Raw genomic sequence first — 25,335 nt, 5'->3', positions numbered from 1 at the left:
GTTGACGGCATATCCGTTATCGGCGTTCCAAAGTAGGTCCGGGAGTTCTGGGTTGGCTGCGGTTGCCAGGCTGCAGATTATCCGAGGTTTAACCCCGTTAGCTCCCACAGGTTGCGAACGAAACCTGTGGGAGCTAATGCCTAGAGTAAGGGCAAGAAGCGAGGGAGCCGCGTGGAGCGTTGCTACTTCTCCTGGCCGGGCAAGCCCTCGTAGGCGAGGTTGCCGGTCTCCAGATTCTTGTCGATGAGCTTGGTCAGCTCATTCAGGAAGACTTCGCGCTTGTTCACTACGTGGTCAAGGGCGGCATCGACGTTGTCTTTGGTGATGGCAGCCATCTTGTACGTGCCATGGTTATTGACTTCCTCGCCTCGGGCGATTTTGGCTGCGACCGCGACTCCTGCGGCCAGTTCGACTGTGCCGTTTTGGAGGGAGGTGCCGATGAAGTCTCCGTTCTTTACCGCGTTGAGTCCGTCCTGGATGCCGTCGATGCCGACGATGGGGACGTTGGTGATGCCGGCTTCGCGAAGGGCCTGGAGAGCACCGAGGCCCATGTCGTCGTTCTCGGCGATCACTCCGTCGATTTCGGTTCCGAAGGCCGAGATCCAGTTCTTCATTTTGTTGACCGCTTCTTCGCGACTCCAGTTGGCGGTGTCCTTGGCGAGCACCTGGACGTCCGGGTTCTTCTTCAGCACGGACTCGATACCCGAGTAGCGGTCAATTTGTGCGGATTGACCGAGTGGTCCTTCGAGGATGACGACCTTGCCTTTGTTGCCCAGTTTCTTCATCATCATTTCGGCTTCCTGGGCGCCGGCTGCGACATCGTCGGGTTGCACGCTGCCTGAGAGGTCAGGGTTTTTTAGGCTGGCGTTGACGTCCAGGATCGGAATATCGACTGCCTTTGCTGCAGCTACCTGCGGCTGGAGCGAGTCCTGCTGGACAGGGACGATCAGGATGGCGTCGACCTTCGCGCTGACGTACTGGTCGATCTGGCTTGCCTGGGTGCTGACGTCGTTGTTTGCTGAGTTCCAGAGGACTTCGATGTTGTTTTCTTTCGCGTACCGGTCGATGCCTTCCTTCCCTGCGGTGATGAAGGAGGACATGTTGTAGACGCTGACGCCGACTCGTACTGGCTTCTTGCCTCCTTCGCTGGCAGCGTTCTGGGCACTGGGGTCTCCGGCGCCGCATGCTCCCAGGGTCAAGGCGAGGGCTCCGGTGGCGGCCACGGCGGTTCCGCGGCGAATAAGCTGGCTAATCTTCATTGATTGGTTTCTCCTTATGGCTTGCCTGTTGGTGGCGGGTGCAGCGGGTGGTCAGGTTCGGCGTTTGCTGGCCCAGACGTCGATCGCGACTGCGGTGACGATGAGCACGCCTTTGATGACGTCCTGCCAGTAGGCGGGGACGGTGAGGATGTCCAGGCCGTTGTTGAGGGTTTGGATGAGCAGGAGGCCCAGGACTGTGCCCCAGATGGTGCCGCGCCCGCCCATCAGGCTTGCCCCGCCGATGACGACGGCGGCGATGGCGTCCAGTTCGTAGCCCTGGCCCAGGCTCGGTGAGCCGCTGATGACGCGGGAGGAGAGCATGATGCCGGAGAGGCCGGCCAGGGCGCCGCTGATGGCGTAGACGCTGAAGAGAACGCGCCCGGTTTTCACGCCGGCGATCTCGGAGGCGAGCCTGTTGCCGCCCACGGCGTAGATCCTCAGCCCGTAGGTGGTGCGGCGCATCATCAGCCCGAAGCCAACGATGCCCAGGATCATGAGCACAACCGGGATGGTCAGGCCCAGGATCTGGGTATTGGCGATTTGCCCGAAGGCTGTTGGAAGTCCGTTGATGGGGGCGCCGTTACCGACGACGAAGGCCAGTCCGGAGGCTAGGGTCAGCATTCCCAGTGTGGCGATGAAGGGCGGTACGTTGATCAGTGAGATGACTGCACCGTTGATGCTGCCGGCTATCAGTCCGACGAGTACTGCGACGAGGACTGAGAGCCAGACCTGGTCCGGGAAGGACTTGGCGAACAGGGCGCCGGACATTGCGCTGACGGCGATGACGCTGCCTACGGACAGGTCGATGCCGCCGGTGAGGATGACGAGCGTTTGCCCCAGGGCGATCAGAGCGAACGGGGCTGCTGCGATGAGGATCGTTGTGACGTTATCGACCGTTCCGAACCGCGCACTGCGGTAGAGGAAAAAGGCGATCACGAGCAGCATGACGATGACCATCGCGTAGCGGATGGCTAGGTTTTGGAACCATTCACGGGAGAAGCGCTGGGTGGTTGGATTAGCTGGGGCTGGAGTTGTAGTGGTGGTCGACATCGTTGTTTTCCTCTGGGGATTTACTGGGTCAGGCCGCTGGCGAGCCGGAAAATCTTTTCCTGCACGTCGGATCGGTCAAGGTCTTCTCGGCTGAGTTCGCCGGCTACTTCCCCGCCCCGCATGACGAGGGCGCGGTGGGACAGGCTGAGCACTTCGGGCATGTCGCTGGAGGCCATGAGAACGGCCATGCCCTGGGAGGCGAGCTCCACGATAATGCGATAGATCTCACTGCGGGCTCCGACATCGACTCCTCTGGTGGGCTCATCCATAAGCAGGACGTCGACAGGGCCGGTGAGCCAGCGTGCCAGCACGACTTTTTGTTGATTGCCGCCGGAGAGGGTTTCCATCGGCTGGCCCAGGCCTCGGCTGCGCAGCCGCACAGAGTCGGTTGCCTTTTGTACTGCCGCGCGGCGGGCGCCCTGCTTTAAGAACCCCGCTGTGGAGTAGTGGGAAAGCCGAGGCAGGCTTCCGTTGTCCAGGACGTCCATCGACAGGATCGCCCCGGACCCCTTCCGGTCTTCGGGAACGATGGCGATCCTCGCATCAATCGCAGCCGACGGGGAGTGCTTCTTGACGGATTTGCCCAGGACCCGGACCTCCCCACCCATGCTGCGGCGCATGCCGAAGATGGTTTCGAGCAGTTCGGTCCGTCCTGCTCCAACGAGCCCGGCCAGGCCGACGATCTCGCCGCGCCGGACTGAAACCGACACAGGCCCTCCTGCTCCGGCCACGTACAGGCCGTCCACCTCAAGCACGGTTTCCTCAGCCGGGGTGTTGCGTTCGGGAAACAGGTCTTCGAGTTCACGGCCGATCATGGCCGTGACGATGTCGTCGTCACTGAGCCCGGCCAAGGGCTTGTCCAGGACCAGGCCGCCGTCCCGGAGGACGATTACCCGGTCGGCGACCGCGCGGATTTCCTCCATTTTGTGGGTGGTGAAGAGCAGCGCCACCCCGCGGTCGCGCAGGTGTCGCATCACAGAGATCAGTCGTTCGACTTCGCGTTCAGCGATGGCGCTGGAGGGTTCGTCCAGCAGGATGGCCCTGGCGCCGGTGTTGGTGGCCTTGATGATCTCGACGATCTGGCGGATGCCGACCGGCAGGCTGCCCATCATGGTGGCCGGATCAATGTCCAGACCGAACACTTCCAGGTTCTTTCGGGCCTCGTCGATCATCTTCTTGCGCTGGAGACCGAACGGACCCCTGATCTCACGACCGATGAAAATGTTTTCGTAAACGCTGAGATCCATGACGGATGCCAGCTCCTGGGGAACGATGCTCACGCCCAGCCTATGGGAGGCCTGGGCGTTGCCTGCGGGAAGGTCCTGTCCCTGGACGAGGACTCTTCCGGCGTCAGGGCGGTACTGTCCCGATGCGATCTTCATCAGCGTTGACTTGCCGGCACCGTTTTCGCCGGCAAGTGCGGTGATGGTTCCGGGAAAGAGCTGCAGAGACACGTCCTTCAGCACGGGTACTCCGCCGAAGGACTTCTTGATGTTGAGGCACTCAAGGGTTACGGGGCTGCTCAGGCCTGCCTCGGGGGCTTCATCTGACCTGTGACTCGTCGTTGGGCTGGTCATCTTGGTTCTTTCCGCCCCAAGCACCATCGCCCGGAGCTGATCCATTTCACAGTGATTTCCGGCGTGGTCCGGATGGAGCGGCCCGGATGGGCCCACTCATTGAAGGGAGAGGGTGCTCGTAAAGCGTGCTCTCCGCTGGGGCATGCCCTTCCGGCATGCCCTTCCGGCCTGCCCCAGCGGGAGTTCTTGGGCTAGGCCTGGGTGCCGGTGGGTTGCTTCCCGTAACTGAGGAAGCCGGCCGTGACCCGCTCCATCTCATCTGCCGGGAGGAGCGCCGGCTCCCCAACGCTCCGGGCCCTCAGCCAGACATCGCACAACCATTCGAGCTGGCGGGCACGGTCGTACGCCTTCTGGAGGTTCTCCCCGATGCAGATGGTCCCGTGGTGCTTCATGACGGCACCCGTGCTTTCGCTCAATGCGTTGGACACATTGTTCACCAGGGCCTCGGTGCCGTAGGTCGCGTACGGGGCAACCGCAACGGACCCTCCGAACATCGCCAGCTGATAATGCACCGGCGGGACCTCGTCCTGCAGCAGTGAAAGGGCCGTCGCCGCGGTGGAGTGGGTGTGCACGACCGCCTGCGCGTCGTGACGTGCGTAGCACATCAGGTGCAGGGGCATTTCAACAGTTGGGTTGAGGAGCCCGTCGACCCTCTCGCCGTCCAAAGTCACCACGACAATGTCCTTTGCGGTCATTGTGTCGTAATCGGTTCCGCTGGGCGTGAGCAGGACGTGGTCCCCGACCCGGCGGGAGATGTTCCCCGACGTTCCGACCACGAGCCGGTCACGAACCATGCGTTGGGCAAGGTCTACTACGGATTGGCGCTCATCGGCCAGCATTACGTTGCTCATGCTGTCAGCGCCGGGTCGAGAAGGTACTTGGCACCTTTACCCTGGGCCATGTCTTCGAGGCTCTCGACGAGGGCTTCGAGCGGGCGCGTCTCGGAGATGAGCGTTTCACCGTCAAGGTCTCCGGAGCTGAGGAGGTCAAGGGCAACCTTTGTGTATTCAGGTGTGTGGTGGAATACGCCTTTGAGTGTGTACTCGCTGTAGTGCATTGCCACGGCGTCCACGGAGAAGCGGGAGCCTGCTTTGGGTCCGCCGAACAGGACGGCTGTGCCGCCGGGGCGCAGGCATTCGACGGTCTGCTCCCAGACTTCGGGGAGCCCGACGGCCTCGATGGCGACGTCGACTCCTCGTTTGCCGTCGGTGAGTTCGCGGACGGCAGCAGAACGGTCAGCGGTGGTGGCGAGATCTGTGAGGTCCAGGACCTGGCCGGCTCCGGCTTCCTTGGCCTGTTGCAGGCGCACGGCGGAACGGTCGGTGGCGATCACGTTTGCTCCCCGCAGGCGGGAAAGCTTGATGAACATGAGCCCGATGGGCCCGCAGCCGTTGACGACGATCGTGTCTCCGAGCTGCATTCCGGTTTCGGCCATGCCGTGGACGACGGTGGCGAGGGGCTCCAGGGGGGCCGCGGAAGCGAAGCTTACCGAGTCGGGGAGGTGGAAGGTGTTCCGTGCCACGATTGCCGCGGGAATGACAACCTGCTCAGCGAAGGCACCGTTGAGGAACTCGAGGTTTTCACACAGGCTGGGGCGCTGCTTGGTGCACGCCCAGCAGCGCCCGCACGGTGCTGTGTTGGCGGCGACGACGCGCTGGCCGACTTCGAAGCCTTCGACGCCGGTGCCCACGGCTTCCACAACGCCGGCGAACTCATGGCCGAATCGGGCCGGGAGGACCGGGAAGAGCTTGGGGTGGCCCCGGCGGTAGGACTTGAGGTCTGTTCCACAGGTGGCTGCGGCGTGGACGTTGACCGAGATTTCGCCGGGCCCGGGTGTTGGGCGTTCGATCTCCTCGATCGCGAGCTGCCCTGGGCCGCGGAAGATTGCCGCGCGCATGGTGTTCATGGTGTTAGTTCTCCTGGCTGACGGGATAGGTGTTGGGAAGCCCCAGCAAAGGTGGGGCGGTGATGTCCTCGGGGAGGACGTCGACGACGTTGATTTCCGGGGAAAGCTGCCGAAGTTCTTCCAGGTGTGCTTCCGAGATGCCGCTGTCGGTGACGACGACGTCGAAATCGTCGATGGATCCGACGCGGTATGACGCACGCTGGTCGAACTTCGATGAATCGATCATGAGGATCCGCATCTCGCCGATTTCGGAAAGCATTTTCTTGCGCCGGGCCGTGTCCGGCGAGGGGTGCAGCAGCCATCCCTTGTGCACCGAGGCGGCCGAGAGGATGGACACATCGGCGTTCAGAAGGGCGAGCTGGTCTATGACCGCCGGGCCGTCGAACGAGTCCAGATTCCGGTCATACTGCCCGCCCAGGGACACGAGATCGATGTCGGGGTCAGCGGCTGCTGCGTTGATGGCGGGCAGGAAGTTCGTGATGAGGGTCATCGGGTGGAGGCTGCCGAAATACGGCAGCAGAGCAGCTGTCGTCGTGGAGTCTTCCATCGCGATCGTCATCCCCGGACGCAGGAAGGACATTACGCCCCTGGCAATGGCCCGTTTTTGTGCGGTGTTTTGGCGGTATCGCAGGGCCACGTTGCGCTCGTGAAGACGCAGGCCACCGGCACGGGCGCCGCCCCGTGTCTTCTCCAGCCACCCCTCGTTGGACAGGGCGTCCAGGTCGCGGTGAATGGTCATCAGACTGACGCCAAATCGTTCGGCCAGCTCTTCGTTGCGTACCGCACCGACCTCCTTCACGTACAGGGCTATCTGTTCGCGGCGCCGGCTTGGAATATCAGGTCCCATCTCAACTCCTCGTCGAATTTCGTTGAAACAAGCTAACCTCAAAAACATAACAAACACAACACTTGACTTGTTAAGTTTGTTGGAGTGATGATGTAGGTCACTACTTTTGCGAGAGCGACATGCATTCGAAGGCGAGGCTTCACCATGCTCCCCCCAACCACCGCTGAACAGCACGAGGTGGTCATCGCGATTGACTGCTCCACAACAGCCAGCAAGGCCGTCGCAGTTGATGCGCAAGGCAACACCATCGCCACAGGACGTGGCAACCTCACACTCAGTAACCCGGCACCTGGCGAATACGAGCAATCCGCCGAAGAATGGTGGCAGGCTACGGAACAGGCCATTAAGGCTGTGACTGCTCTCCTGGGCTCTACGAGGATCCGCGCGCTGGCTATTACCTGCCAGCGTGAGACCTTCGTCTGCCTGAACGGTGAAGAGCCGATCCGGCCGGCCATGGTGTGGATGGACTCCCGGGCAAAGAACGAGGTCCGGGATCTGGGTAACGACCGGGTACACGCGATTTCCGGCCGGCCGACCGACACCACCCCGAGCTTTTACAAGCTTGCCTGGCTGCGCCGCCACGAACCGGTGACACTGGACTCTGCAGACAGGATCGGCGATGTTTCCGCGTACCTGAACCTGCGCCTGACCGGTCAGTGGGCCTCCAGCCGGGCAAGTGCCGACTGCACCGGAATGATGGACATGGTGCTGGGCATCTGGTCCCGGGAGTTGTGTGCCACAGTGGGCGTGCCGATCGACAAGCTGCCCCGAATCGTCGACCCCGGCGCTGCCATTGGTCTGGTTAGCGATGAGGTCGCCGCTGAACTTGGTCTGCCCGCAGGGCTCCCGGTCATTGCGGCCGCAGGAGACGGCCAATGCGCCGCCGTCGGAGCAGGTGTCATCGCACCGGGAAGCGTCTACCTGAACATGGGTACGGCAGAGGTATGCGGCACCATCTCCGAGGACTACGTTTGGGACCGTGACTACAGGACTGTCGTAGCCGCAAGCGGCAACGGGTACCTCCTCGAAGCGTTTCTGTCATCGGGAACGTACCTGATCAATTGGTTTCTGGACGCCTTCGGGACCGGCACACCGGCATCTGAACAGATCGCTGATCTGGAAGCCGCCCTCACCGAAATCGGCCCGGGAGCCGAGGGGCTCCTCGCCCTTCCCTACTGGCATGGCGCCCAAACCCCTTACTGGGACAGCGCAGCCCGCGGAGCGGTCATCGGCTGGACCGGAACCCACACCAAGGCGCACTTTTACCGGGCCATCCTCGAAGGCGTCGCCTTCGAGGTGAAACTGCAGGTGGAAGGACTCTCCCGCGCGGTAGCTGACAAACCGACCGAACTCCTCGTCACCGGAGGCGGTTCCAGAAGCCCCATCTGGGCCCAGATTGTCGCCGACGTCCTCGGCAGAGACCTGATCCTGTGCAAGGCTCCGGAGACGACAGCGCTGGGCGCGGCCATGTTCGCTGCAGTGGCCGTGGGAATCCATGCCGACCTGCCGACAGCTGCAGCCGCCATGTCCCGACGAGGTGACACCGTACGTCCGGATCTAGCCGCCCAAGCAAAATACGAGCAGCTGTGGAAGGTCTACCAGCACCTCTACGAAACCCTCGCCCCCGTGTACAAGGCACTGGACGCGGTCCCCCACTGACCGCAATACGCAATCCCCCAAGGCCACAAAAGCACGGCGTTCTCACCCAAGAACCTTCACCCCGCAAGCCCGCCGGCCCTCACTCCAAAGGAAAGAACGTGTCTGTTTCCACTGCCGTCAAAGCGGCGCACCCTCTCTGGGAGCGCCTGGGCATCCCCAAACCTCTGATCCTCGGCTACGTCGGCGTCCTCCTGTTCATGATCGGGGACGGCGTCGAATCGAACTACCTCACCCCGTTCCTCCAGGACCACAACGGCATGGACGTGCAGCGGGTGGGCCTCCTGGTGACCGTCTACGGAATGGTCGTCGCCGTCTCATCCTGGCTCGCCGCCGCGTTCTCGGACCTCTGGGGCCCCAAACGCGTCATGCTGATCGGCGCCACCGGCTGGGTAGTCTTTGAGGTCATCTTCCTGGCCTTCGGCGTGGCAGCGGACAACGAAACTGTCATCTTCCTCGCCTACGCCGCCCGGGGAATGGGATACCCGCTGTTTGCCTTCGGTTTCCTCGTATGGATCGCAGCGGTTGCCGACCGCGCCCGCCTGGCCACCGCCATTGGCTGGTTTTACGTCTCCTTCACAGCCGGCCTTCCCACTCTCGGCGCACTGATCGCAAACGGATCAATCCCCGTGCTCGGCCCGCTCAATACCCTCTGGCTCTCCCTGGGCCTGGTGGTTGCAGGTTCGCTTGTCGCCCTGCTCGGTCTCCGCGAGAAGACCGGAAGCCGGCCATTGGTCCGCCCCGGCGATAAGGCCTTCGGCACGCTCAGTCTCGGGCTGAAGCTCATGGCCACGCGTCCGAAGGTGTTGTGCGCATCAATCATCAGGATGCTTAACACTGCCCCGCAGTACGGCTCGTTCGTGTTCTTCCCGGTCCTGTTTGCCGACCGGTTCAACTTCGGCCTCAGCGGCTGGCTGCTCCTCACAACGATCATCTACGCCGCAAATATCCCCTTCAACGTCATTTTCGGAATGCTCGGAGACCGGATCGGCTGGCGCAACACAGTCCGCTGGTTCGGTGCAGTATTCAGCGGCGTCAGCCTGCTCGCACTGTATTACCTCCCCGCGTGGACCGGCTCCTACCCTCTCGCGGTCCTCGCCGGCATCGCCTTCGGCATCGCACTTGCAGGCTTCGTGCCCCTCTCCGCACTAACAGCAGGACTTGAACCAGGCCACCCCGGAGCCGTCATGTCCGCCTACAACATAGGAATGGGCGCCTCAGTCGCCGTTGGTCCCCTGCTCGTCGCACTGTTCTACGACTCACTCGGGCAGGAAGGAATGGTCTGGCTCTTCGCCGGCTGCTACGGCCTTGCCGCACTTCTCACCCTGGCCTTCCGCCCAACCGATGAACGCACCCGAACGGGCAACAAGACCAAACTCGAAGAAAAAGAACCTCGTCTCGACACCGTCGGAACGAGGCACCTCAAAACATGTGGCTAGGTAGCCAAAAATGAAGACCACTTAAACGCCCGGCTGGAGCATCCAGCCGGGCGTTTACTCATTTTGAATTTTCACCTATCGCCGCCAGACTTGCCGCATGTCAGCTGGAACTACACTCCAACCTGATGTCGGGGCGGCTGACCTGGGAAGACTTGCCCGTCGGTGGAGCTCCGGTCTGGTTCTCAGACACCCTGACGAACCGCAGAAGGTGACATCGCCCGCCCCTTCCCTAAGCGGCTTTCATCAAGACCCGATTATTCGGACTATTTTGAAAGTTCTCGGGCTACCGCCGCCCGGTTTCCTGCCCCTCCAACTGCCAGGGTGGGATCCGAGAACATCATTAGCCACCGTCAACAATGCCGAATTTCGCGCTATTCTGACGCCAGACCGGCGCGCCCACAAGTTGCCCGCGCTCCCCCGCCACCCTGTCCAACGCTGCTCTAGGGCGAGGCGACCTCCGAGAAACCTTAACGGGCAATGCGTGCGGGGAACCCTCACATGGCTCCTGCTTCCTGGCATTACCCGATAGATACTTGACCCAAGATCCGTTATCGGCTCTTCAAGATTGCGCGGGAGGGCTCCGAGGGGACGCCAGACAGCGTCGTCAGTCGCTTGTAAAGGAGGTGATGCCTGCGATGGTTTCCCCTCCCGAGGTCTCAGTAAGGCGCAGCTTGCGCCGTGCGCTGCTGCGGAGCGGCAGGTTGTGAGTCCGGATCCGCGAATCAACTTTATCTACAAGCCTTGACAGAAGTGGCGCGGGTCACGCACGATATGTATCGATACAAGTTCAGGGAAACGCTACGTCAGCGCGGACGGAGGTGAAGGATGCGACAGTCTCAAAGCATGTTCCGGGATTCATGTCCCGACCCCCTACCATTACTGCGCAGCAGTCGACTCTCGGCCGATGATACGGACGGAGCTGACGAATTCCGTAGGCTCCTCTTTAGGCGAGTCTCCGGCAATTCTCTGCACGAGCAGCTTCACTGCCGCCCGGGCCATTTCGGCGCTGTCCGGGTCAACAGTGGACAGGGTGGGGGTGCTGTATTGGCCCTCAATGAGGTTGTCGAAGCCGATGACTTTGACGTCGTCCGGGACGCGGAGTTTGGCTTCGTGGAGGGCCCGGAGAGCACCAAGGGCAACGGTGTCGGTGGCGCAGAACAGTCCGTCGAACTGGGTGCCGGAGTCGATGAGTCGGGTGACGGCGTCGTGTCCGCCCTTCAATGTGAATTCATTGATGGTGATGTGCAGTGCCGGGTCGGGGTTGATCCCTGCGACGGCAAGTGCTTGCTGATAGCCGGCGTATCGGAGCGAGGACGCGTCCGGATCGGGCCCCATGGGTCCCATGACGGCGGCGATCCTACGGCAGCCGCGCTCGATCAGATGCCCGGTGGCTGCTTTCGCTCCCTCGACATTGGCCATCGCAACGTGGTCCACGGGACCGGAGAAAATTCGTTCGCCGAGGATCACGATCGGGAAGTCAACGCGCAGCATGTTTGCATCGCTGGCGCTCAGGCCCACAGTGCTCAGGATCAGTCCGTCGTACATCCGGTTGCGGGACAGCGCCAGGGCGTTGACTTCGTTTTCTTTGCTGCGGCCGGTCTGTTCGACGAGGACGCGGAGGTTGTGCGCGGCGGCTTCCTCAATGACGCGGGCTGCGAACTGCCCCCAATAGGGGCGGTCGAATTCGGCCACCGCCAGCCCAATAGTGAAGGTGCGGCCGGAGCGCAGGTTCCTGGCGGCATGGTTAACCCGGTAGTCCAGTTCTTCCATCGCCTTGACCACCTTGGCGCGGGTGCTGCTCTTCACATGGGGGTGGTCGTTGAGGACATTCGAAACCGTCATCGGCGAAACGCCGGCCGCCTTAGCCACATCCTGGATGGTTGCCATCGTCTTCCTTCTTCCCACCGCAATCCGACCCGTCTAGCGATCAGCGTACGTCAAACCCTTGTATCGATCCACACGTCTTGTATCGATAAATACTTTGAGGAGAATCTTTTGGACCACTTCCACGGGGACCCTGCCGTCCCGGCCCTTATTGAGGGCTATTACGCGGACCCGCACCTGTGCGTCTTCGGCGGCAGGTACTTTCTGTACCCCACTACCGACGGCAGCAATGAATGGGGGGCCACGTCCTTCCGGGCCTTTTCCTCCCAGGACCTGATCGAGTGGACCGATCATGGCGTCGTTTTCTCGCTGCCTGAACACACCCGGTGGGCGGAGGCACATGCGTGGGCTCCCGCCGTCGCTGAACGGGACGGCCGCTACTTTCTCTACTACACGGCGGAACAGGAGAACATCGGGGTGGCCGTGGCCTCGTCCCCGACCGGACCGTTTGTGGATCTGGGAAAGCCGCTGATCGCGGAGGGTGATTTCCCCGGCCGGGCCATCGATCCGAACGTTTTTATCGACGACGACGGCGCCGCCTACCTTTGCTGGGGCAACAGCGTGGCCCACACGGTGCCCCTCAACCAGGACATGGTCTCTTTCAACCCTGCTCAAGTGGTCTCCTGGATCCCTCCCGGCTTCCGCGAGGCGGTCAACCTCCACCGGCGGGCGGACGTTTACTACCTCTCCTGGTCGGAAAACGACACCCGGCACGAGGACTACCGCGTCCGCTATGCCACCTCCACAAGCCCGTTCGGACCATGGACGGACCGGGGGGTGCTCCTGGAGAAGGATCCCCGGCGGGGCATCCGGGCTACCGGGCACCACTCCATCGTCAGGATCCCGCACACCGACGAATGGCTTATCGCCTACCACCGTTTTGCCATACCCGGCGGGACCGGCTACCGCCGGGAACTGGCAATCGATCCGTTGGTCCACACCGACGACGGCCTGCTCCAAAAGGTTATTCCCTCCCGCGAACCCATAGTGAGGGACCTGGCCGGCTATCGCACTAAATCCGAAAACGCATCAAAATAGCACTAGAAAGGCACCTGCCATGTTTCACCACACAAACAGCCCGCAGCGCCGTCGGAAAACCTCCCTCCGCCTGACCGTCCTCGGCGCAGTGGTCGCAGCCGCGGCCGCATTGACGGGGTGCGGTTCCTCCGGGGGTTCCGGATCGGACAACACGGTCAGCTTCTACTCCTGGGACAACGAGGCAAGCATGAAGCCGATCCTGGACGAGTTCAAGAAGCAGAACCCCTCGGTTGACCTGAAGGTCTCCTACGGCACCCCGGTCCAGGGATACATCTCCACCCTCCAGACCCGCATCAACAGCGGGACTGCGGCTGACGTTTTCATCATCACCGCCGAGAACAAGACTGAAATCATGGAAGGCGGGTTCGCCAAGGACCTCAGCGGTGAGCCCTGGATCGGCAACATCGCTGATGCCGCCAAGGCCACCTACACCAAGGATGGAAAGGTGTACGGCGCGGCAACCTCCTCCTGGGGCGGCGGCATCCTCTACAACAAGGACCTCCTGGCCAAGGCGGGGTTCACGAATCCGCCGGAGACCTGGGATGACTTCCTGGCCCTGTGCAAGAAACTCAAGGACGCCGGAATTACGCCGTTCTACGAGCCGGCGGACACCATCCCGGTGAGCCTGGCGGCCCTGGTCGGGCTCCAGAACCAGGCCAGCGGAGGCACGATGGATGCCGATATCTGGGCCGGGAAGACCTCCTTCGCCAAAACCTGGACCGAGCCGCTGAAGGACTGGTCCGAGTTGTTCAAGCAGGATCTCGTCTCGCCTTCCGTGGCGGGCCTGACCGGGGACCAGATCACCTCCGAGTTCCAGCGGGGTTCTGTGGCGATGATCAGCACCGGCTCGTGGGCACTGGGCAGCATCCAGAAGGCCGCGCCGGACATGAAGCTCGAGTTCATGCCAGTCCCCGGTGACTCCGGCACGTACTGGGCGGGCGCCGTCTCACCCGGATACGCGGTCAACGCCAAGGCCAAGAACCCGGACGCGGCCGAAAAGCTCGTGGAGTTCCTCCAGAGCAAGACCGCCGTCGAGCTCTACCAGAAGCAGAACGCTGCGATCACCACCACAAAGGATTTCACTCCGCAGCTCGACCCTGCCCTGTCCTCGATGGTGCCGGCAGTGCGCGATGGAAATTTCTACCTCCCCCAGGTCACCTGGCCCACCAACTCCGCAGCCCTGAACAGCGAGACCGTCTCCCTGCTCCAGCAGCTCATCCAGGGCCAGACCACTCCTGAAAAGGTCGCATCCGCACTTGACGCGAAGCTGGCGTCGCTCCAAGGCAAGTAGCACCCCGAAGGGCCGGCGGCAGCATCGCCGCCGGCCCCTCTTCCCCAGAAAGGCAGCTTTACCTTGGCACTCTCCACAACCCCCGAACTGCAGCCACTGCAGCAGCAACAGAGCAGCATCAGGACACTGCCCAGGAAGCGGCCGCACCGGCTCTCCGTCACCTCGTGGGTCTTCATGGCCCCCATCGCAGTGGTCTTCGTGGCGCTCTACGTGATTCCGATGTCCCAGTCGCTGTACTACAGCTTTACCGACTTCGACGGCTACGTCAGCAACCCCGAGTTCGTTGGCTTTGACAACTACACCGAGCTCTTCAAGGACCCGTCGATGCTCTCGGCGCTCGGCTACACCATCTTCTACGCGGTCTCCACCACCATTCTGGTCACGGTGACGGCCATCCCCCTGGCGCTGACCCTGAACCGGAAGTTCTTCGGTCGCAACCTCGTCCGCTCGGCATTTTTCTTCCCCGCCGTTCCCAGCGTCGCCATCCTGGGCCTGGTGTGGGGCTTCATCCTCAATCCCCTCGGCTCCGGCGTCCTGAACAGCATCATCCGCTCGCTCACCGGACTCGGTCCCATCCCGTGGCTCTCCGATAGCACGCTCGCCCAGCTCTCCACGGTGGCCGTCACCATTTGGGCGCTGACGGGCTGGCACGCGGTGCTGTATCTGGCGTACCTGCAGGCGATCCCCGCCGACTACTACGAAGTCTCCAAGATCGACGGCGCCACCAGCTGGCAGAGCTTCCGCTACATCACCCTTCCCCTGCTCATCCCGGCCATGGCTGTCAGCCAGCTGCTGCTAATGACCAACGGCCTGAAAGTCTTCGATCTGCCGTTCACCCTCACCCGCGGCGGCCCCGGCTTCTCCACCAGGACCCTCACCCAGTCCCTGATCGAGGACGGCATCGCCCAGTCACGCGTCGGGGCTGCATCGGCCCTCGCCGTCCTCTTCCTTATCGTCGTCGGCCTCGTCGTGCTGGGCCAGATGGCCCTCTCGAACGCACTCCAAAGGAAATACTCATGACCAAGACCCGGCACGCCCTGACGTCCGTCCTCATGATCACGCTCGCCGGCCTCATGAGCGTCCCCTTCTACTACATCGTCGTCAACACGTTCAAAACCCAGCAGGAAACCACCAACAGCCCGCTCGCGCTTCCCACAACCTGGGTCCTGGACAACTACATCAAGGTCTTCGAAGGCACCCAGATCCTCCAAAGCCTGATGAACACGGTGTACGTCACGGCCATCTCCATCTTCCTGATGCTCGCCATCGGGTCACTCGCCGCATTCGGCCAAATCACCGGCCGGAGCCGCGTCTCCCAAATCATCGGAGCAGTCCTCGTCGCAGCCTTCATCATCCCGGGACAGGCCACCCTCGTCCCCCTCTACCGCATGCTCGTCGGGGTACGCCTGGTGGACTCCCTCGAAGGGCTGATCGTGATCTACACCTGCGGGTCCATTTTCTGCTACTACCTGATCCTCGGTTACATGCGGACCATCCCGGCAGAGGTCCTCGAGGCCGCCAGAATTGACGGGGCCGGGCCCTTCCGCATCTACTGGATGATTGTCCTGCCCCTCATCCGGCCCATCCTGGTCACTGTCGGGGTGTTCCAGACCATGTGGGTCTGGAATGACTTCATCACCCCGAACGTGTTCATCAGTTCGGAAGAGAAACAAACACTGGTCCTGCAGGTCTATTCCGCTGTGGGGCAGTTCACCACCGACTGGCCGTCCTTCATGACCCTGACCGTCATCGTCCTGATCCCAATGGTGGTGTTCTTTATCTTCATGCAGCGGCACATCGTCAGTGGACTCGTCAGCGGAAGCGTCAAGGGATGACCGAACACCCGGCCGGCTACCTCTTCGCCTACTTCACCTCCGCTACCGAGGCCGACGGGGAACAAGTACGTTTCGCCCTGAGCGCCGGCCGCAATCCACTGGAATGGAAGGCCCTCAACGGCGGCCGCCCGGTCCTGCACTCCAGCGTGGGAGAGCAGGGCGTTAGGGACCCCTTCCTGCTCCGCGCGGCCGGCCTGCCCCGTGAGACCGCCCGTTTCTACCTCCTGGCCACGGACCTCTGCATCGCCAGGAGGAACCCGGCGACCGCATGGGAGGACTGCATCCGGGAAGGCAGCCGATCGATCGTAATCTGGGAAAGCACTGATCTGGTGTCATGGGCCGGTCCGAGGCTAGTGAAAGTCGCCCCGCCGGATGCGGGAAATGCTTGGGCGCCCGAAGCGGCCTACGATGCCGCAAGCGGGACCTACCTGCTGTACTGGGCCTCCACGCTTCAGCCGCGTTCCGCCGACCCGGCCGCGCGCGCTTACCACCGGATTTTCTGCTCCAACACCACCGACTTTCGAACTTTTACTCCTGCGCGCGTCTGGATCGATCGTGGCTGGTCGGTCATTGACTCCACCGTCGTCGAAGCAGACGGCCACTTTTATCGTTTCAGCAAAGACGAGCTCTCCGCCGATTCCTCCTCCCCGGACGCCAAGTTCATAACCGCCGAGCGCTCGAACAGTCTGGACAGCGCGCACTACTCCGTCATCGCCACCGGAATCGGTAAAAACGGACTCGTACACGGCGAGGGTCCCATTATCATCCGCGGACCGGGACCCGACTCATGGTTCCTGTTCATCGACGAATTCGGCCTACGCCGGTACACCGCCTTCACCTGCGACTCACTCGCATCGGCCACCTGGACCCCGGTTGCAGCGGTCATGCCCCCAGGTGCAAGCCACGGCTCCATGCTCGCCCTCACCGCCGAGGAATATACACAGCTCGAACGCCTCGCGGACAGGTAGGCAACTCCAACGGACCGCTCAGTCTCGTATCTGACCTGAATCCCGAAACCCGCCATCCGAGACTGTCGAATTGAGGCACACCCCAGCCTGACGTCAGGCAGGTGGCCAGGGGCGTCTAAATAGGGTCAGATTCTTCTTTTCTGACGAGGGGTAGACAAACTCCTGGACCACAACCTGACACCTGACTCGTCACTGGCGGCAACGCAACACCTGACAGGATAAGAGCGTTTCGTATATGTGCTTCGTCCGGAGTTCGACTGTTCCATTCGGCTTCGGCGTGCCAATCCGTACAGGCAGATTGCAGGTCTTTCCTATGTCGCCGAGTAGCAATTCAGGAGAGATGCGGGAGCTGCGCGGTGCTCCTGCGGTCACAGACAAGCGCGTCGTCGAACATGCCGCAGTTGCCCTCGCAAGCCAATCCGGCGCACGCCTAACCCAATAAATCCAGACGAACCCCACAAGATTCGTCAGCGTCATGCCGCCCCGCTCCCCCGCCTCCATGAACCACCAGAAGCAACTTCGCTGTTTGTCATTCTGATCCTCATCATCGCTGGGCGGGTCCTCCGCGCAACCAGGGCGCTACGCGCCGGACTCGATCCAAAGTTTCGTTCGGCGCTCCTCCGTCGCTTATTTCCTCGCGAAACTTTGAACCGCTCCCGGTCCCCCAAGTTGCACTCCGGACCCTCAAACCCAGCGGTGACTCCATGTACCAGAACGACCCACAAATCTGACAGACACACCCGGTGCCCGCCAGCCGCTGAAGGAGAAGGAACATGGAACCGCTCACCATCAAAACCCCGGCCGACGTCCTCAGTTTCGTAGGGCACACCCTCGGGTTCTGGCCGCACGAAAGCCTCGTGTGCATCACCCTGGACGCCAACCGCGTCGGCGCAACACTCAGAGTCGACCTCCCCACCCGCGACGGCGGACTCCGGTACGCACGCACAGTGGCCGACTACCTCGCCCACGACACCAACGCCGCCAGCGTGCTCTTCGCCGTCTACACCTCCGAACCCCCAAAACCCGGGCAACCCAAACCGCACGCAGCAACCATCGCAGCACTGACATGCGCGCTGGCCGAACGCGGAATGACCATCCGCGACGGGCTCCTCGTCGGAGACAACACCGTCTCCCCGTACGACGGCGACCCCCACGACGGACTGACACTACCGCTGAAAGCGACCCAGTCCAGCCAGATCAACGCCGAATTCGTCTACCGCGGCAGCACCATCGCACCGACAAACCACATCACCCTGCCGGCCTCGACAAAAGAAGCCCGCACAGCGGACGCCGTCGACGACCGAGTGAAAGAAATCCACCGGATGAACCCGGGCGAGGCGCTCGAACAAGCCAGGACGCTCTGGGACGGCATGCTCGACGCGATCTCCTACCCGGACGACGATCAGACCATCAGCCTGATTGCGAACTTCCAAGCCCCCGCCATCCGAGACCAACTCATGGCCGATATCCCGGGAATCGACGAACCCATGGACCGGGTGCTCCTGGCACAAACACACGGCGGGCCCCAGTGGTCGCGCGTCGAATGGGCACAGCAGCTACTGCTCCACGCCTACACGCACAGCAGCACCAAACACTCAGCCCCCATCCTCACCGCCATCGCCTTCGTCAACTGGTGGGAAGGCCGAGGCAGCAAAGCCCACCAGTTCCTACAACTCGCCCTCGAAGCAGACCCCGCCTACCGCTTGGCCAGGCTCAGCGACCTCATGATCGGCTCCGGAATGGTCGCCGGCTGGAACATGGACAAAGACCGGGCCTTCCGGCCCTGGGGCCTCGAAGCCTCGTAGCCGAGCAGTTATACGGATAGGGGCGACGACGGCGGGCCGTTCCGGAGCCAGTTCTCCACCGCCGCGTCCCACCCGTCCGGGTCCGAATTCCACTCCTGCGTGTGCTCCGCAGACGGGAAGGTGACTAAAGTTGCCAGCTCGTGGCGCCGGCTCACGAACTCGCGAGAAATCGCAAAGGGTGTCGAACGGTCCCCATCATTGTGGATGACAAGAATGGGAACTCTGAGTTCGTCCGCCCGGGCCAGGAAGTCCAGGGTAGGAAAGCTCAACGGAGCATCCAAGCCCGGGATCCAACGCATCCTGGATGAACTCAGCATCTGCAGTCCAAGCCGCGCAACCCAACCGGGAAGTCCACCGGACCGGGCGTTGGCCAGCAGCGTGCTGCTCCAGTCAACAACGGGGGCATTGAGAACCAAGCGGGAGATGCGGTCTCGAAACTCCGACGATGCCGCCAGCTGAAGCGCGATGGAGGCTCCGAGCGACCAGCCGAAAAGCACTATCTGGCGTGCACCTTGCCCCACGGCATACGAAACCGCAGCTTCAACGTCGTGCCATTCGGTCTGCCCCAGGTGATACCGACCGTCCGCGGATGCAGGCGCATCCCGGTCGTTCCGGAATGAAACAACCAGGGACGTGTATCCCAGTCGGTCCGCAACCGGCACGCCGCGGAGTGCGCCGGCTTTCGAACCGCCCAAGCCATGGATATGGATGGCCCAAGTGGAAGAGTCTCCGGACGGCTGCGTCGGTGGGAACTTCCAGGCGGGCGCCATGCCGTTCTCGACCGGAATCTGAACGTCGGAGTATGGCAGCCCCAACGGTTCCGGCGTCGCATAGACGTACCCGCTCCAAATGCCAGCCTTGGCAGTCACGAGATCGCCGGAGTCAACCCGTTCAACGCGGCGGGTTACCGTCCTGGCCGCATCGTCAGAGGCGACGACCTCTCCGATACAGGCATGCCCTGTGCCGTTGGCAAACCAAATGCTGTAACGGCCCGGTGCCGTCGTCCGGGCCGACGCAGCCAACTCCACCATCAACGTTTCGTCGGCGTCGTGGAACACACGACGGATTTGGAGATCTTCCTTCCGCCCAGGCTTGGGCACCACAACTTCCCTAGCAAAATAGGCCGCTGCAAGGAAGGCGGCCGTGCCGGCAACGCCGCAACCAATGGCCACATTTGCAGCGGCCCTACGCATCGGCGTCGTCCTCGGGAGCTTTCAGCCGTTCGTCGATGACTTTGCGGAGGCGCAGCAGGGTCTCCGGAGAAATCCCCTTCAGTTGTCTGGCAGCAAAGTTTCTTACCCGGTTTTCGCGCAGTGTGCGCAGTAGTTCGAGCTGCGCGTCCACCAGGTCGGGGACCTCGCCGTCGTCGTCCAAAAGGTATCCGGGGTCAACGCCGAAGAATTCGGCGAGGTTCTTCAAAAGCTGCGGGTCCGTCGCCATGGAACTATCGCCTGCACGCATGTAGGCCCACCGGGAGCGAGATAACGGCGTTCCGCGGTCTGCCATGTGCTTGCTTATCTGCGGATAGGTCAGGGGCGATGACCCCTGGGCCTCAAAAAGATCCAGGAGGAGATTTAATTTCCGCGCGAGTTTCGCCTGCGGCTGTTCGGGGATCCCACCGTCGCTGTCGGTCACGGAGTCGTGTCCCCTTTCCGTGACAACAACCCTGGCCGTCGATGTACGGATCCTGCCAACCGGGCTCCCAGATGCTGCTCCGCTTCTCTGAGTACATTCAAATCATCCTGACTCAGTAATTGGGCAAGGTGCGGGTCCACGAACAGTGCGTCCTGGATCTCCACCAACATCCGATGCAGTCGGCGCTTTGGTGCATCGTGGCGGTCGGTCGCAGTTGGCGCCAAATCTAGTCGGATCTCGGATCGCTCAGACGTGATTCGGTCCCAGGGCCCAGCCAGTCGTTCGACAAGAACTGCTGCGGCCCGGGCATCAGACCTACGCTCTAACCGGCGTGCGACGGGCGGCAAGGCCAGGCCAACGCAGAGGAAAACCATGGCACCCACCAACGCGGCGTCATAGATGTAGGAGAGACGCGCCATGGCATCAAGCTGCCCCATGAGATGAAGAACGTCCATTCCCAGCACGGCAAGAACCAACAGCACAGCCAATGCGCAACCGAGGCCGATGAACACGAAGGCGACGCGAAAGTACGGCTTTGCCATCTCGCCGCGGAACCTGAAACAGGTATAGCCGGTGATGGCCACCACCGCGCCGATGTAGAGGAACTGAACACTCGAGTACACGGCCGCCGGCCACTGGCTTCCAAAATCCCTCATAAAGGAAGTCGAAGTCCGCGGAGCATCAACCAGACTGAAGCTGACAATCAAGGCGGCAACGACGATCCCGAGCACCGAAAGCCCTGCTCTAGTGGGAATGTCCACCGTCTCGCGGACGTCGGCGGCGCGCAGGATCGCACGGGACAGAAAGTAGATACCGACAACCATGAAGATATTGGCTATGAGGTCCAGGAGATTGCGGTTCCCGAGAAGCTGGTCCCCCGCAATGTAGATTCGGTCAAGGTTGAGCGTGAGTGCAGTGGCGATGGTTACGGCCGCCACCAGGATGCTCTGGTCTTTGCGTCGCTTCAGATCGGGCAGCAGGCACAACGCCAGACACCAGATCACGGCTGCTGAAATGTCCTGAATCATCCGAAAATCCGTTCAAACGACCGCGGCTCGAGGCTGCTGTCCCGGATGGCAGCGGCAAAGAGATCCGCCAAGGTTTCGGCAGCGGCCTCGATATGGTCCAGGAAGTCACTTCGCCCCAGGATCCGCGACACCTTCTCCCCAGACAGGTTCGGAAACAGCGTCTCCGCATAGTTTGAGGACACCACCAGCTCATCATGACGGAGCACCATATGGCCCAGTTCGTGAAGGATGAACTGCTGGCGATGCAGTGCCGACGGCGTCGGCGCGTGCAGGATTATCTCCGTGCTGTCCGTGGACAGCCACAAACCGCAGACCGATCCTCCGTTCAGGGACTCGGAAACATCGACCTCAATCCGGCGATGCCGGAGGGTCTCAACGATCGATATCAGCCGCTCCAACGAAAGGCGGCTCGGCAGATTGAGTGCCAAGAAGCCTGCTGCAGCGCATCGCGCCGGCGAATATTTGGCAGAAGCTGTGCCGTCCATCGGAACCCCATCCTGCGGCCGCCGACTTATGCCGCACGGTCGCCATCTGATTTATCGGTCCGCTCGTCCTGGACCATCAAGAGACGCCTCAGTTCCATTGAACGCCCGTGCTCTGGACATGTCCAGAGCCGGCCACCCAGCCAAAAGAATCCTTCGTTTCAAGAACTCCAGTCGAGAGCCCCCTGGACCGCGCGGTTAGCTGGTAAGTGCCCTGGATGTGTCTGCCTCTGAAATGGGCGCTGCCGTGATGCCGTCGAGCACTTTGCGGAGTCCCCACATGTATTGCTCGGTGGATATGTAGCCAGCCATAGTGCCGGCTGCGGCGGCGGATAGCGGGTGGGTTTCGGCCGGGATGGCGGAAAATCCTGCCCGCCGTGCGGCTATCCGCTCTGCTTCCGGAGGCAACCGGTGTGTTTCTCCTGAGTCCGCGACTTCCAGTGCTATCGAGCCGAAGACGTAGACGATTAGCAGATAGGCCGCTTTGCCGGCGTCCGTTGGCGTGAGGCCGGTATCCACGAGTATCCCCATGAGGCGTTCGTTCAGGGCGAGTGCGTGCGGGCCGTTCATCGGCCCGCCAATCATCAGATTGACCGCGCTTGGATGTGCGGTGAGTCGTTCCCGCAACTCCTGGCCTTCGCCGCGGCTGCCAGGGCCCGAACGACGCAACGATCGGCGCGTAGTTCGCCGCTGCTTTTCTCGGGTCGTAATGCCCGTGCGTCGCAGCAGGAGGCTGCCTCTCGGGCACTGGGTCTCCCATGGCCATCAGGATAGGTTCACCATGCCGCCCGGTACAGGCCCGGGCGGCAGATTGTGTAGGCGGGGGTGGGCCGCCGCTACCTGGGTAGCGGCCCTTGTCCGTCCCCCTCGTGGGTCATTTGGTCTTGATGGCGACCTGCCAGGAGTCGTTGTCCGGTCTGGGGTCGTTCTCGAAGCTACTGACTGATCCTCTGAGGATCATTTGGTCTTTGGGCTGATCAGGCGTGATGAGCACTTCAATGGTTTTCATTTCGCCTGGGGCGAGGGTTGCCCATTGGCAGGTGATGCTCCGCGACGATGTGCTGCAGCCGCTGGTGCTGGTGCTGATGGTTCCCAGTTCCGGGCGTGCGGAGAAGAACACGTCTCGTGCTGTTGCTGGGCCGTTGTTCCTGACGTGCAGGTTGATCTTGGTTGCCACTCCGGCGTTGACCGGCGGGGTGGGGCCGGGCCCGGTAGTGGAGAGGTCGGTTGTGCGTTGCGCCCGAATTTCCAGGTACGTCGAACCTGTGTCGGTGTAGGTCTTGGGCGCTTCTCCTGTGGTTGGCGAGTTCACGGTGATGGTGCCGGTCGAGGTGATTTGGTAGGTCCCGTCGGGAACTTGTCCTGTGGTTCCGGCGAGGGTGATGACGTCGTCGTTTGTTGAGGTGATGGTGTCGTTCCCGCTTTCGCAGTGAACGGTGGTCCCGGTGACGGTGCATTCTCCTGGGCCTTGGCTTGTGAAGTAGTCGGTGTAGGTGATGGTGAACCCCGCGGGGAAGGTGAAGTCGTAGGTGCGGGGCGCTTCTCTGGTGCCGGTGAATGGTTCGGACGCGTTGTAGCTACCAACGTAGGGGTTCGTTTGGAAGGACGTGCCGGGGGCGTAGATGGGGGTCACTTCGTTGATCCCGAAACCGGCCATCCATTCACCGTGGGGAGGGTCGGTGAGGTGGGCCTGGGCTGGTGCTGCGATGGTCTGGGCGGCGAGGAGGGTGACTGCTGCGGCGATGAGGCGTGCTGGGGTTCGCATGGTGTTCCTTTGAGGGTGCGACGCTCGTCAGGGTGGTTGCTCGCGGCTGGTGGGCCGCCAGCTTTTGGTGCGGGTCTTTTTGCTTACCCGGGACGTCTTGGCTGCCCAGCTGCCAAGGGCGCAACTCGCCCGCCTGCGCTGGCGGGTGGTTACGAGTTTGGACCCGACCCTGGGTGGTGTCAACGGTCCTTTTGGCCCTATCCATGGTGGAGGCTCCCGTCCCGGTTGTTTTGGTTTAACCGGGTAGGACGAGGACGAGTGCGACGGCGTATCCACTTATCGCTGCGGTGCACTCCCAGGCTTCCCAAGCTTTAATGCCTTTTTGGTCGTAGCTGCTGGCTGGATGACCTCCGCGGGCGAAGGAGAGGAAGGTCCCGAGAAGGGTAAGGAGTATGCCTGCGCCGACAGTCGAAAGGACTCCGGTGAGATCAACGGGAACACAACTCAGGGTCTTCTGGAAGCGCTCTCTTACGGCCTGGGGTTGAAGACCTCATGGCGTACGTCGCATGCACGGTCACGCACAGTGCTAACACACTGCGACTTTCGCGCAAGAGCTGCACACCCCATGGTGTGCGTACCGTTGACCAAGGATCCCGAACTTTGGCGGCAGAGCGTGGAACTTCGGCAAGAAGTGCTATGGCTCCACACTTATGGACAAGCCTTCGCTGATAAAAGAGCAAAATCCGTCCTTGCCGGCAGGGCGCACCAAAGGTCAAATACCTGTCCGCGGCGAAGCAGCTCGACGACGAATATTCCTACGATCCTGTAACCCAGACGCTGAGTTTCGGCGGCGGGTCCGCTAGCGTGTGTCTGCCTGGGCTTTTCTGCCGTCAACCGGCTGTGCAGGCGAATAGTGAAATTTGTGCAGACGACTTCTGAAACTGACAACTGAGCCTGGGAGCTCGGCGTAATCTTCGTGTCTCATAGGTTGTTCCAAAACCGCCGTCGCACTGCCGCCTGCGGAACTGGCTTACGAAACGTTCTGAACGAGGGCCTGGGACTCCGGCGTCGGCTGGCCCGTTCGCGGCCCGAGGGCCCCGCTGAGGGTGGACATGCTCACGCTGAGAATCTCCACGATATCCTGCAGTTCCTTTCCCTGCCGCCGCAAGTCTTTGGCCGCCGCAAGTTTCGAGGCCGTCATTATCAACGGACGGCCGCCGAGCCGTCCCCTGGCTTTCGCGGTTTTCGTCCTCTGTTCATTGGTGCCAAACGCCGCGAAGGCCTTACTCTTCCTTAGCTCGGATCAGGCGCCGATCGCTGCCATGCGAGCATAGCTCTCCCTCGAGGACTCTCTGCGGCCGTCGCCGACAGCCAATCGTCACCCGCCGCTAATCTGATCCCCAACCTCACCCCCTCACACCTCTGGCATCCAAGGCATTCACCGTGAGCGCGGACTCACGGCAAGTCATGTCGTAACCGGAGCTTTCAAAGATGAACCAACGTGAGCGGGAAGACTTGCGGTGAATGTGGCGACAGCTTCGCGCCGTTGCGCTCCTCTCAGCGCTTCTGTTCCACGCGCTGCGCCAACAGACAACGCGATCGACGACGGCGGCACCCAGTCCCAGCGTTACGCCTGCAACCTGCCTCGGTCGTTCAATTCCGGGACACCCATGCAGGGCCGGGCCTAGAGGGCACTCACTCTAAATCGCGGGCCAAGCTGGCTGCCGCTCTCGCCGGCAGCAGGCAACGCCAAGAATCCCTCCGCAACCAACTCCGGGCTCAAGCTGTAGACATCGACCGGCTGGAAGCCGAGAACGCCGAGCAGCGTGACGTCGTCCGGGACCTCCGTGCCGACCTGGCACGACTCCAAAATATCCAGCAGACCGATTCCCACGACCTGGTCCACCTCGCCGGCAGGCTACTGGCTGTC

General features: G+C 62.0%; 22 protein-coding genes. 8 read left to right on the top strand and 14 right to left on the bottom strand.

Annotation, left to right across the window (positions count from 1 at the left end):
• Positions 1 to 182: 182 nt before the first annotated feature.
• The 6 genes from Q8Z05_RS16530 to Q8Z05_RS16505 form a co-directional block, all read right to left on the bottom strand.
• Positions 183 to 1,259, bottom strand: coding sequence for a substrate-binding domain-containing protein (locus Q8Z05_RS16530; RefSeq protein ID WP_305940665.1), 1,077 nt, complete (start codon positions 1,257 to 1,259; stop codon positions 183 to 185).
• Positions 1,260 to 1,310: 51 nt separating this feature from the next.
• A complete protein-coding gene (locus Q8Z05_RS16525; protein WP_305940664.1) occupies positions 1,311 to 2,309 on the bottom strand; it encodes an ABC transporter permease in 999 nt (332 codons plus the stop codon).
• A 20-nt stretch (positions 2,310 to 2,329) separates the two neighbouring features.
• Positions 2,330 to 3,886 (bottom strand): sugar ABC transporter ATP-binding protein, encoded by a 1,557-nt coding sequence (locus Q8Z05_RS16520; RefSeq protein WP_305940663.1) that lies wholly within the window; start codon positions 3,884 to 3,886, stop codon positions 2,330 to 2,332.
• Between the two features lie 191 nt (positions 3,887 to 4,077).
• Positions 4,078 to 4,737, bottom strand: coding sequence for a class II aldolase/adducin family protein (locus tag Q8Z05_RS16515; protein ID WP_305940662.1), 660 nt, complete (start codon positions 4,735 to 4,737; stop codon positions 4,078 to 4,080).
• The gene (locus Q8Z05_RS16510; protein ID WP_305940661.1) at positions 4,734 to 5,792 is read right to left on the bottom strand and encodes a zinc-dependent alcohol dehydrogenase; all 1,059 of its coding nucleotides are present in this window, start codon (positions 5,790 to 5,792) and stop codon (positions 4,734 to 4,736) included. Before Q8Z05_RS16510 ends, Q8Z05_RS16515 begins: the two co-directional genes overlap by 4 nt.
• A gap of 4 nt (positions 5,793 to 5,796) precedes the next feature.
• Positions 5,797 to 6,639, bottom strand: coding sequence for a DeoR/GlpR family DNA-binding transcription regulator (locus Q8Z05_RS16505; protein ID WP_305940660.1), 843 nt, complete (start codon positions 6,637 to 6,639; stop codon positions 5,797 to 5,799).
• 144 nt (positions 6,640 to 6,783) lie between these two features.
• Between Q8Z05_RS16505 and Q8Z05_RS16500 the strand changes: the two genes are divergently transcribed.
• Both Q8Z05_RS16500 and Q8Z05_RS16495 read left to right on the top strand, forming a co-directional pair.
• The gene (locus Q8Z05_RS16500) at positions 6,784 to 8,298 is read left to right on the top strand and encodes a xylulokinase (RefSeq protein WP_305940659.1); all 1,515 of its coding nucleotides are present in this window, start codon (positions 6,784 to 6,786) and stop codon (positions 8,296 to 8,298) included.
• A gap of 98 nt (positions 8,299 to 8,396) precedes the next feature.
• The gene (locus Q8Z05_RS16495) at positions 8,397 to 9,734 is read left to right on the top strand and encodes an MFS transporter (protein ID WP_305940658.1); all 1,338 of its coding nucleotides are present in this window, start codon (positions 8,397 to 8,399) and stop codon (positions 9,732 to 9,734) included.
• An 876-nt stretch (positions 9,735 to 10,610) separates the two neighbouring features.
• Here the strand turns inward: Q8Z05_RS16495 and Q8Z05_RS16490 are convergent.
• Positions 10,611 to 11,621 (bottom strand): LacI family DNA-binding transcriptional regulator, encoded by a 1,011-nt coding sequence (locus Q8Z05_RS16490; protein ID WP_305940657.1) that lies wholly within the window; start codon positions 11,619 to 11,621, stop codon positions 10,611 to 10,613.
• Positions 11,622 to 11,729: 108 nt separating this feature from the next.
• On the opposite strand from Q8Z05_RS16490, the gene Q8Z05_RS16485 reads away from it, so the two are divergent.
• From Q8Z05_RS16485 to Q8Z05_RS16460, 6 genes are all read left to right on the top strand, one after another.
• Entirely contained in the window at positions 11,730 to 12,656 is a 927-nt protein-coding gene (locus Q8Z05_RS16485) for a family 43 glycosylhydrolase (RefSeq protein WP_305940656.1), read from the top strand.
• 19 nt (positions 12,657 to 12,675) lie between these two features.
• Positions 12,676 to 13,947: an ABC transporter substrate-binding protein gene (locus Q8Z05_RS16480; protein WP_305940655.1), complete on the top strand. Its 1,272-nt coding sequence runs from the start codon at positions 12,676 to 12,678 to the stop codon at positions 13,945 to 13,947.
• A 63-nt stretch (positions 13,948 to 14,010) separates the two neighbouring features.
• Positions 14,011 to 14,967 (top strand): carbohydrate ABC transporter permease, encoded by a 957-nt coding sequence (locus tag Q8Z05_RS16475; protein WP_305940654.1) that lies wholly within the window; start codon positions 14,011 to 14,013, stop codon positions 14,965 to 14,967.
• Positions 14,964 to 15,782 carry a carbohydrate ABC transporter permease gene (locus Q8Z05_RS16470; protein WP_305940653.1) on the top strand — a complete coding sequence of 273 codons (819 nt, stop codon included), beginning with the start codon at positions 14,964 to 14,966 and terminating at the stop codon, positions 15,780 to 15,782. Before Q8Z05_RS16475 ends, Q8Z05_RS16470 begins: the two co-directional genes overlap by 4 nt.
• A complete protein-coding gene (locus Q8Z05_RS16465) occupies positions 15,779 to 16,750 on the top strand; it encodes a glycoside hydrolase family 43 protein (RefSeq protein WP_305940652.1) in 972 nt (323 codons plus the stop codon). Before Q8Z05_RS16470 ends, Q8Z05_RS16465 begins: the two co-directional genes overlap by 4 nt.
• 773 nt (positions 16,751 to 17,523) lie before the next feature.
• Entirely contained in the window at positions 17,524 to 18,555 is a 1,032-nt protein-coding gene (locus Q8Z05_RS16460) for a DUF4192 domain-containing protein (RefSeq protein WP_305940651.1), read from the top strand.
• 8 nt (positions 18,556 to 18,563) lie between these two features.
• Here Q8Z05_RS16460 and Q8Z05_RS16455 read toward each other — a convergent pair whose 3' ends face one another.
• The 7 genes from Q8Z05_RS16455 to Q8Z05_RS16425 form a co-directional block, all read right to left on the bottom strand.
• On the bottom strand, positions 18,564 to 19,748 hold the full coding sequence (locus Q8Z05_RS16455) for an alpha/beta hydrolase (protein WP_305940650.1): 1,185 nt from the start codon (positions 19,746 to 19,748) through the stop codon (positions 18,564 to 18,566).
• Entirely contained in the window at positions 19,741 to 20,190 is a 450-nt protein-coding gene (locus tag Q8Z05_RS16450; RefSeq protein WP_305940649.1) for a hypothetical protein, read from the bottom strand. Before Q8Z05_RS16450 ends, Q8Z05_RS16455 begins: the two co-directional genes overlap by 8 nt.
• Positions 20,187 to 21,218: a hypothetical protein gene (locus tag Q8Z05_RS16445; RefSeq protein WP_305940648.1), complete on the bottom strand. Its 1,032-nt coding sequence runs from the start codon at positions 21,216 to 21,218 to the stop codon at positions 20,187 to 20,189. Before Q8Z05_RS16445 ends, Q8Z05_RS16450 begins: the two co-directional genes overlap by 4 nt.
• The gene (locus Q8Z05_RS16440) at positions 21,215 to 21,703 is read right to left on the bottom strand and encodes a hypothetical protein (RefSeq protein ID WP_305940647.1); all 489 of its coding nucleotides are present in this window, start codon (positions 21,701 to 21,703) and stop codon (positions 21,215 to 21,217) included. The genes Q8Z05_RS16445 and Q8Z05_RS16440 overlap by 4 nt, the downstream gene beginning before the upstream one ends.
• A gap of 195 nt (positions 21,704 to 21,898) precedes the next feature.
• A complete protein-coding gene (locus tag Q8Z05_RS16435; protein ID WP_305940646.1) occupies positions 21,899 to 22,285 on the bottom strand; it encodes a TetR/AcrR family transcriptional regulator C-terminal domain-containing protein in 387 nt (128 codons plus the stop codon).
• Positions 22,286 to 22,574: 289 nt separating this feature from the next.
• Positions 22,575 to 23,465 (bottom strand): hypothetical protein, encoded by an 891-nt coding sequence (locus Q8Z05_RS16430; RefSeq protein ID WP_305940645.1) that lies wholly within the window; start codon positions 23,463 to 23,465, stop codon positions 22,575 to 22,577.
• 1,624 nt (positions 23,466 to 25,089) lie between these two features.
• Positions 25,090 to 25,299: a hypothetical protein gene (locus Q8Z05_RS16425; protein ID WP_305940644.1), complete on the bottom strand. Its 210-nt coding sequence runs from the start codon at positions 25,297 to 25,299 to the stop codon at positions 25,090 to 25,092.
• Positions 25,300 to 25,335 lie beyond the last annotated feature (36 nt).

This window comes from Arthrobacter oryzae, assembly GCF_030718995.1.
GTDB lineage: Bacteria > Actinomycetota > Actinomycetes > Actinomycetales > Micrococcaceae > Arthrobacter > Arthrobacter oryzae_C.
This window is presented reverse-complemented; position numbering and strand designations above follow the sequence as displayed.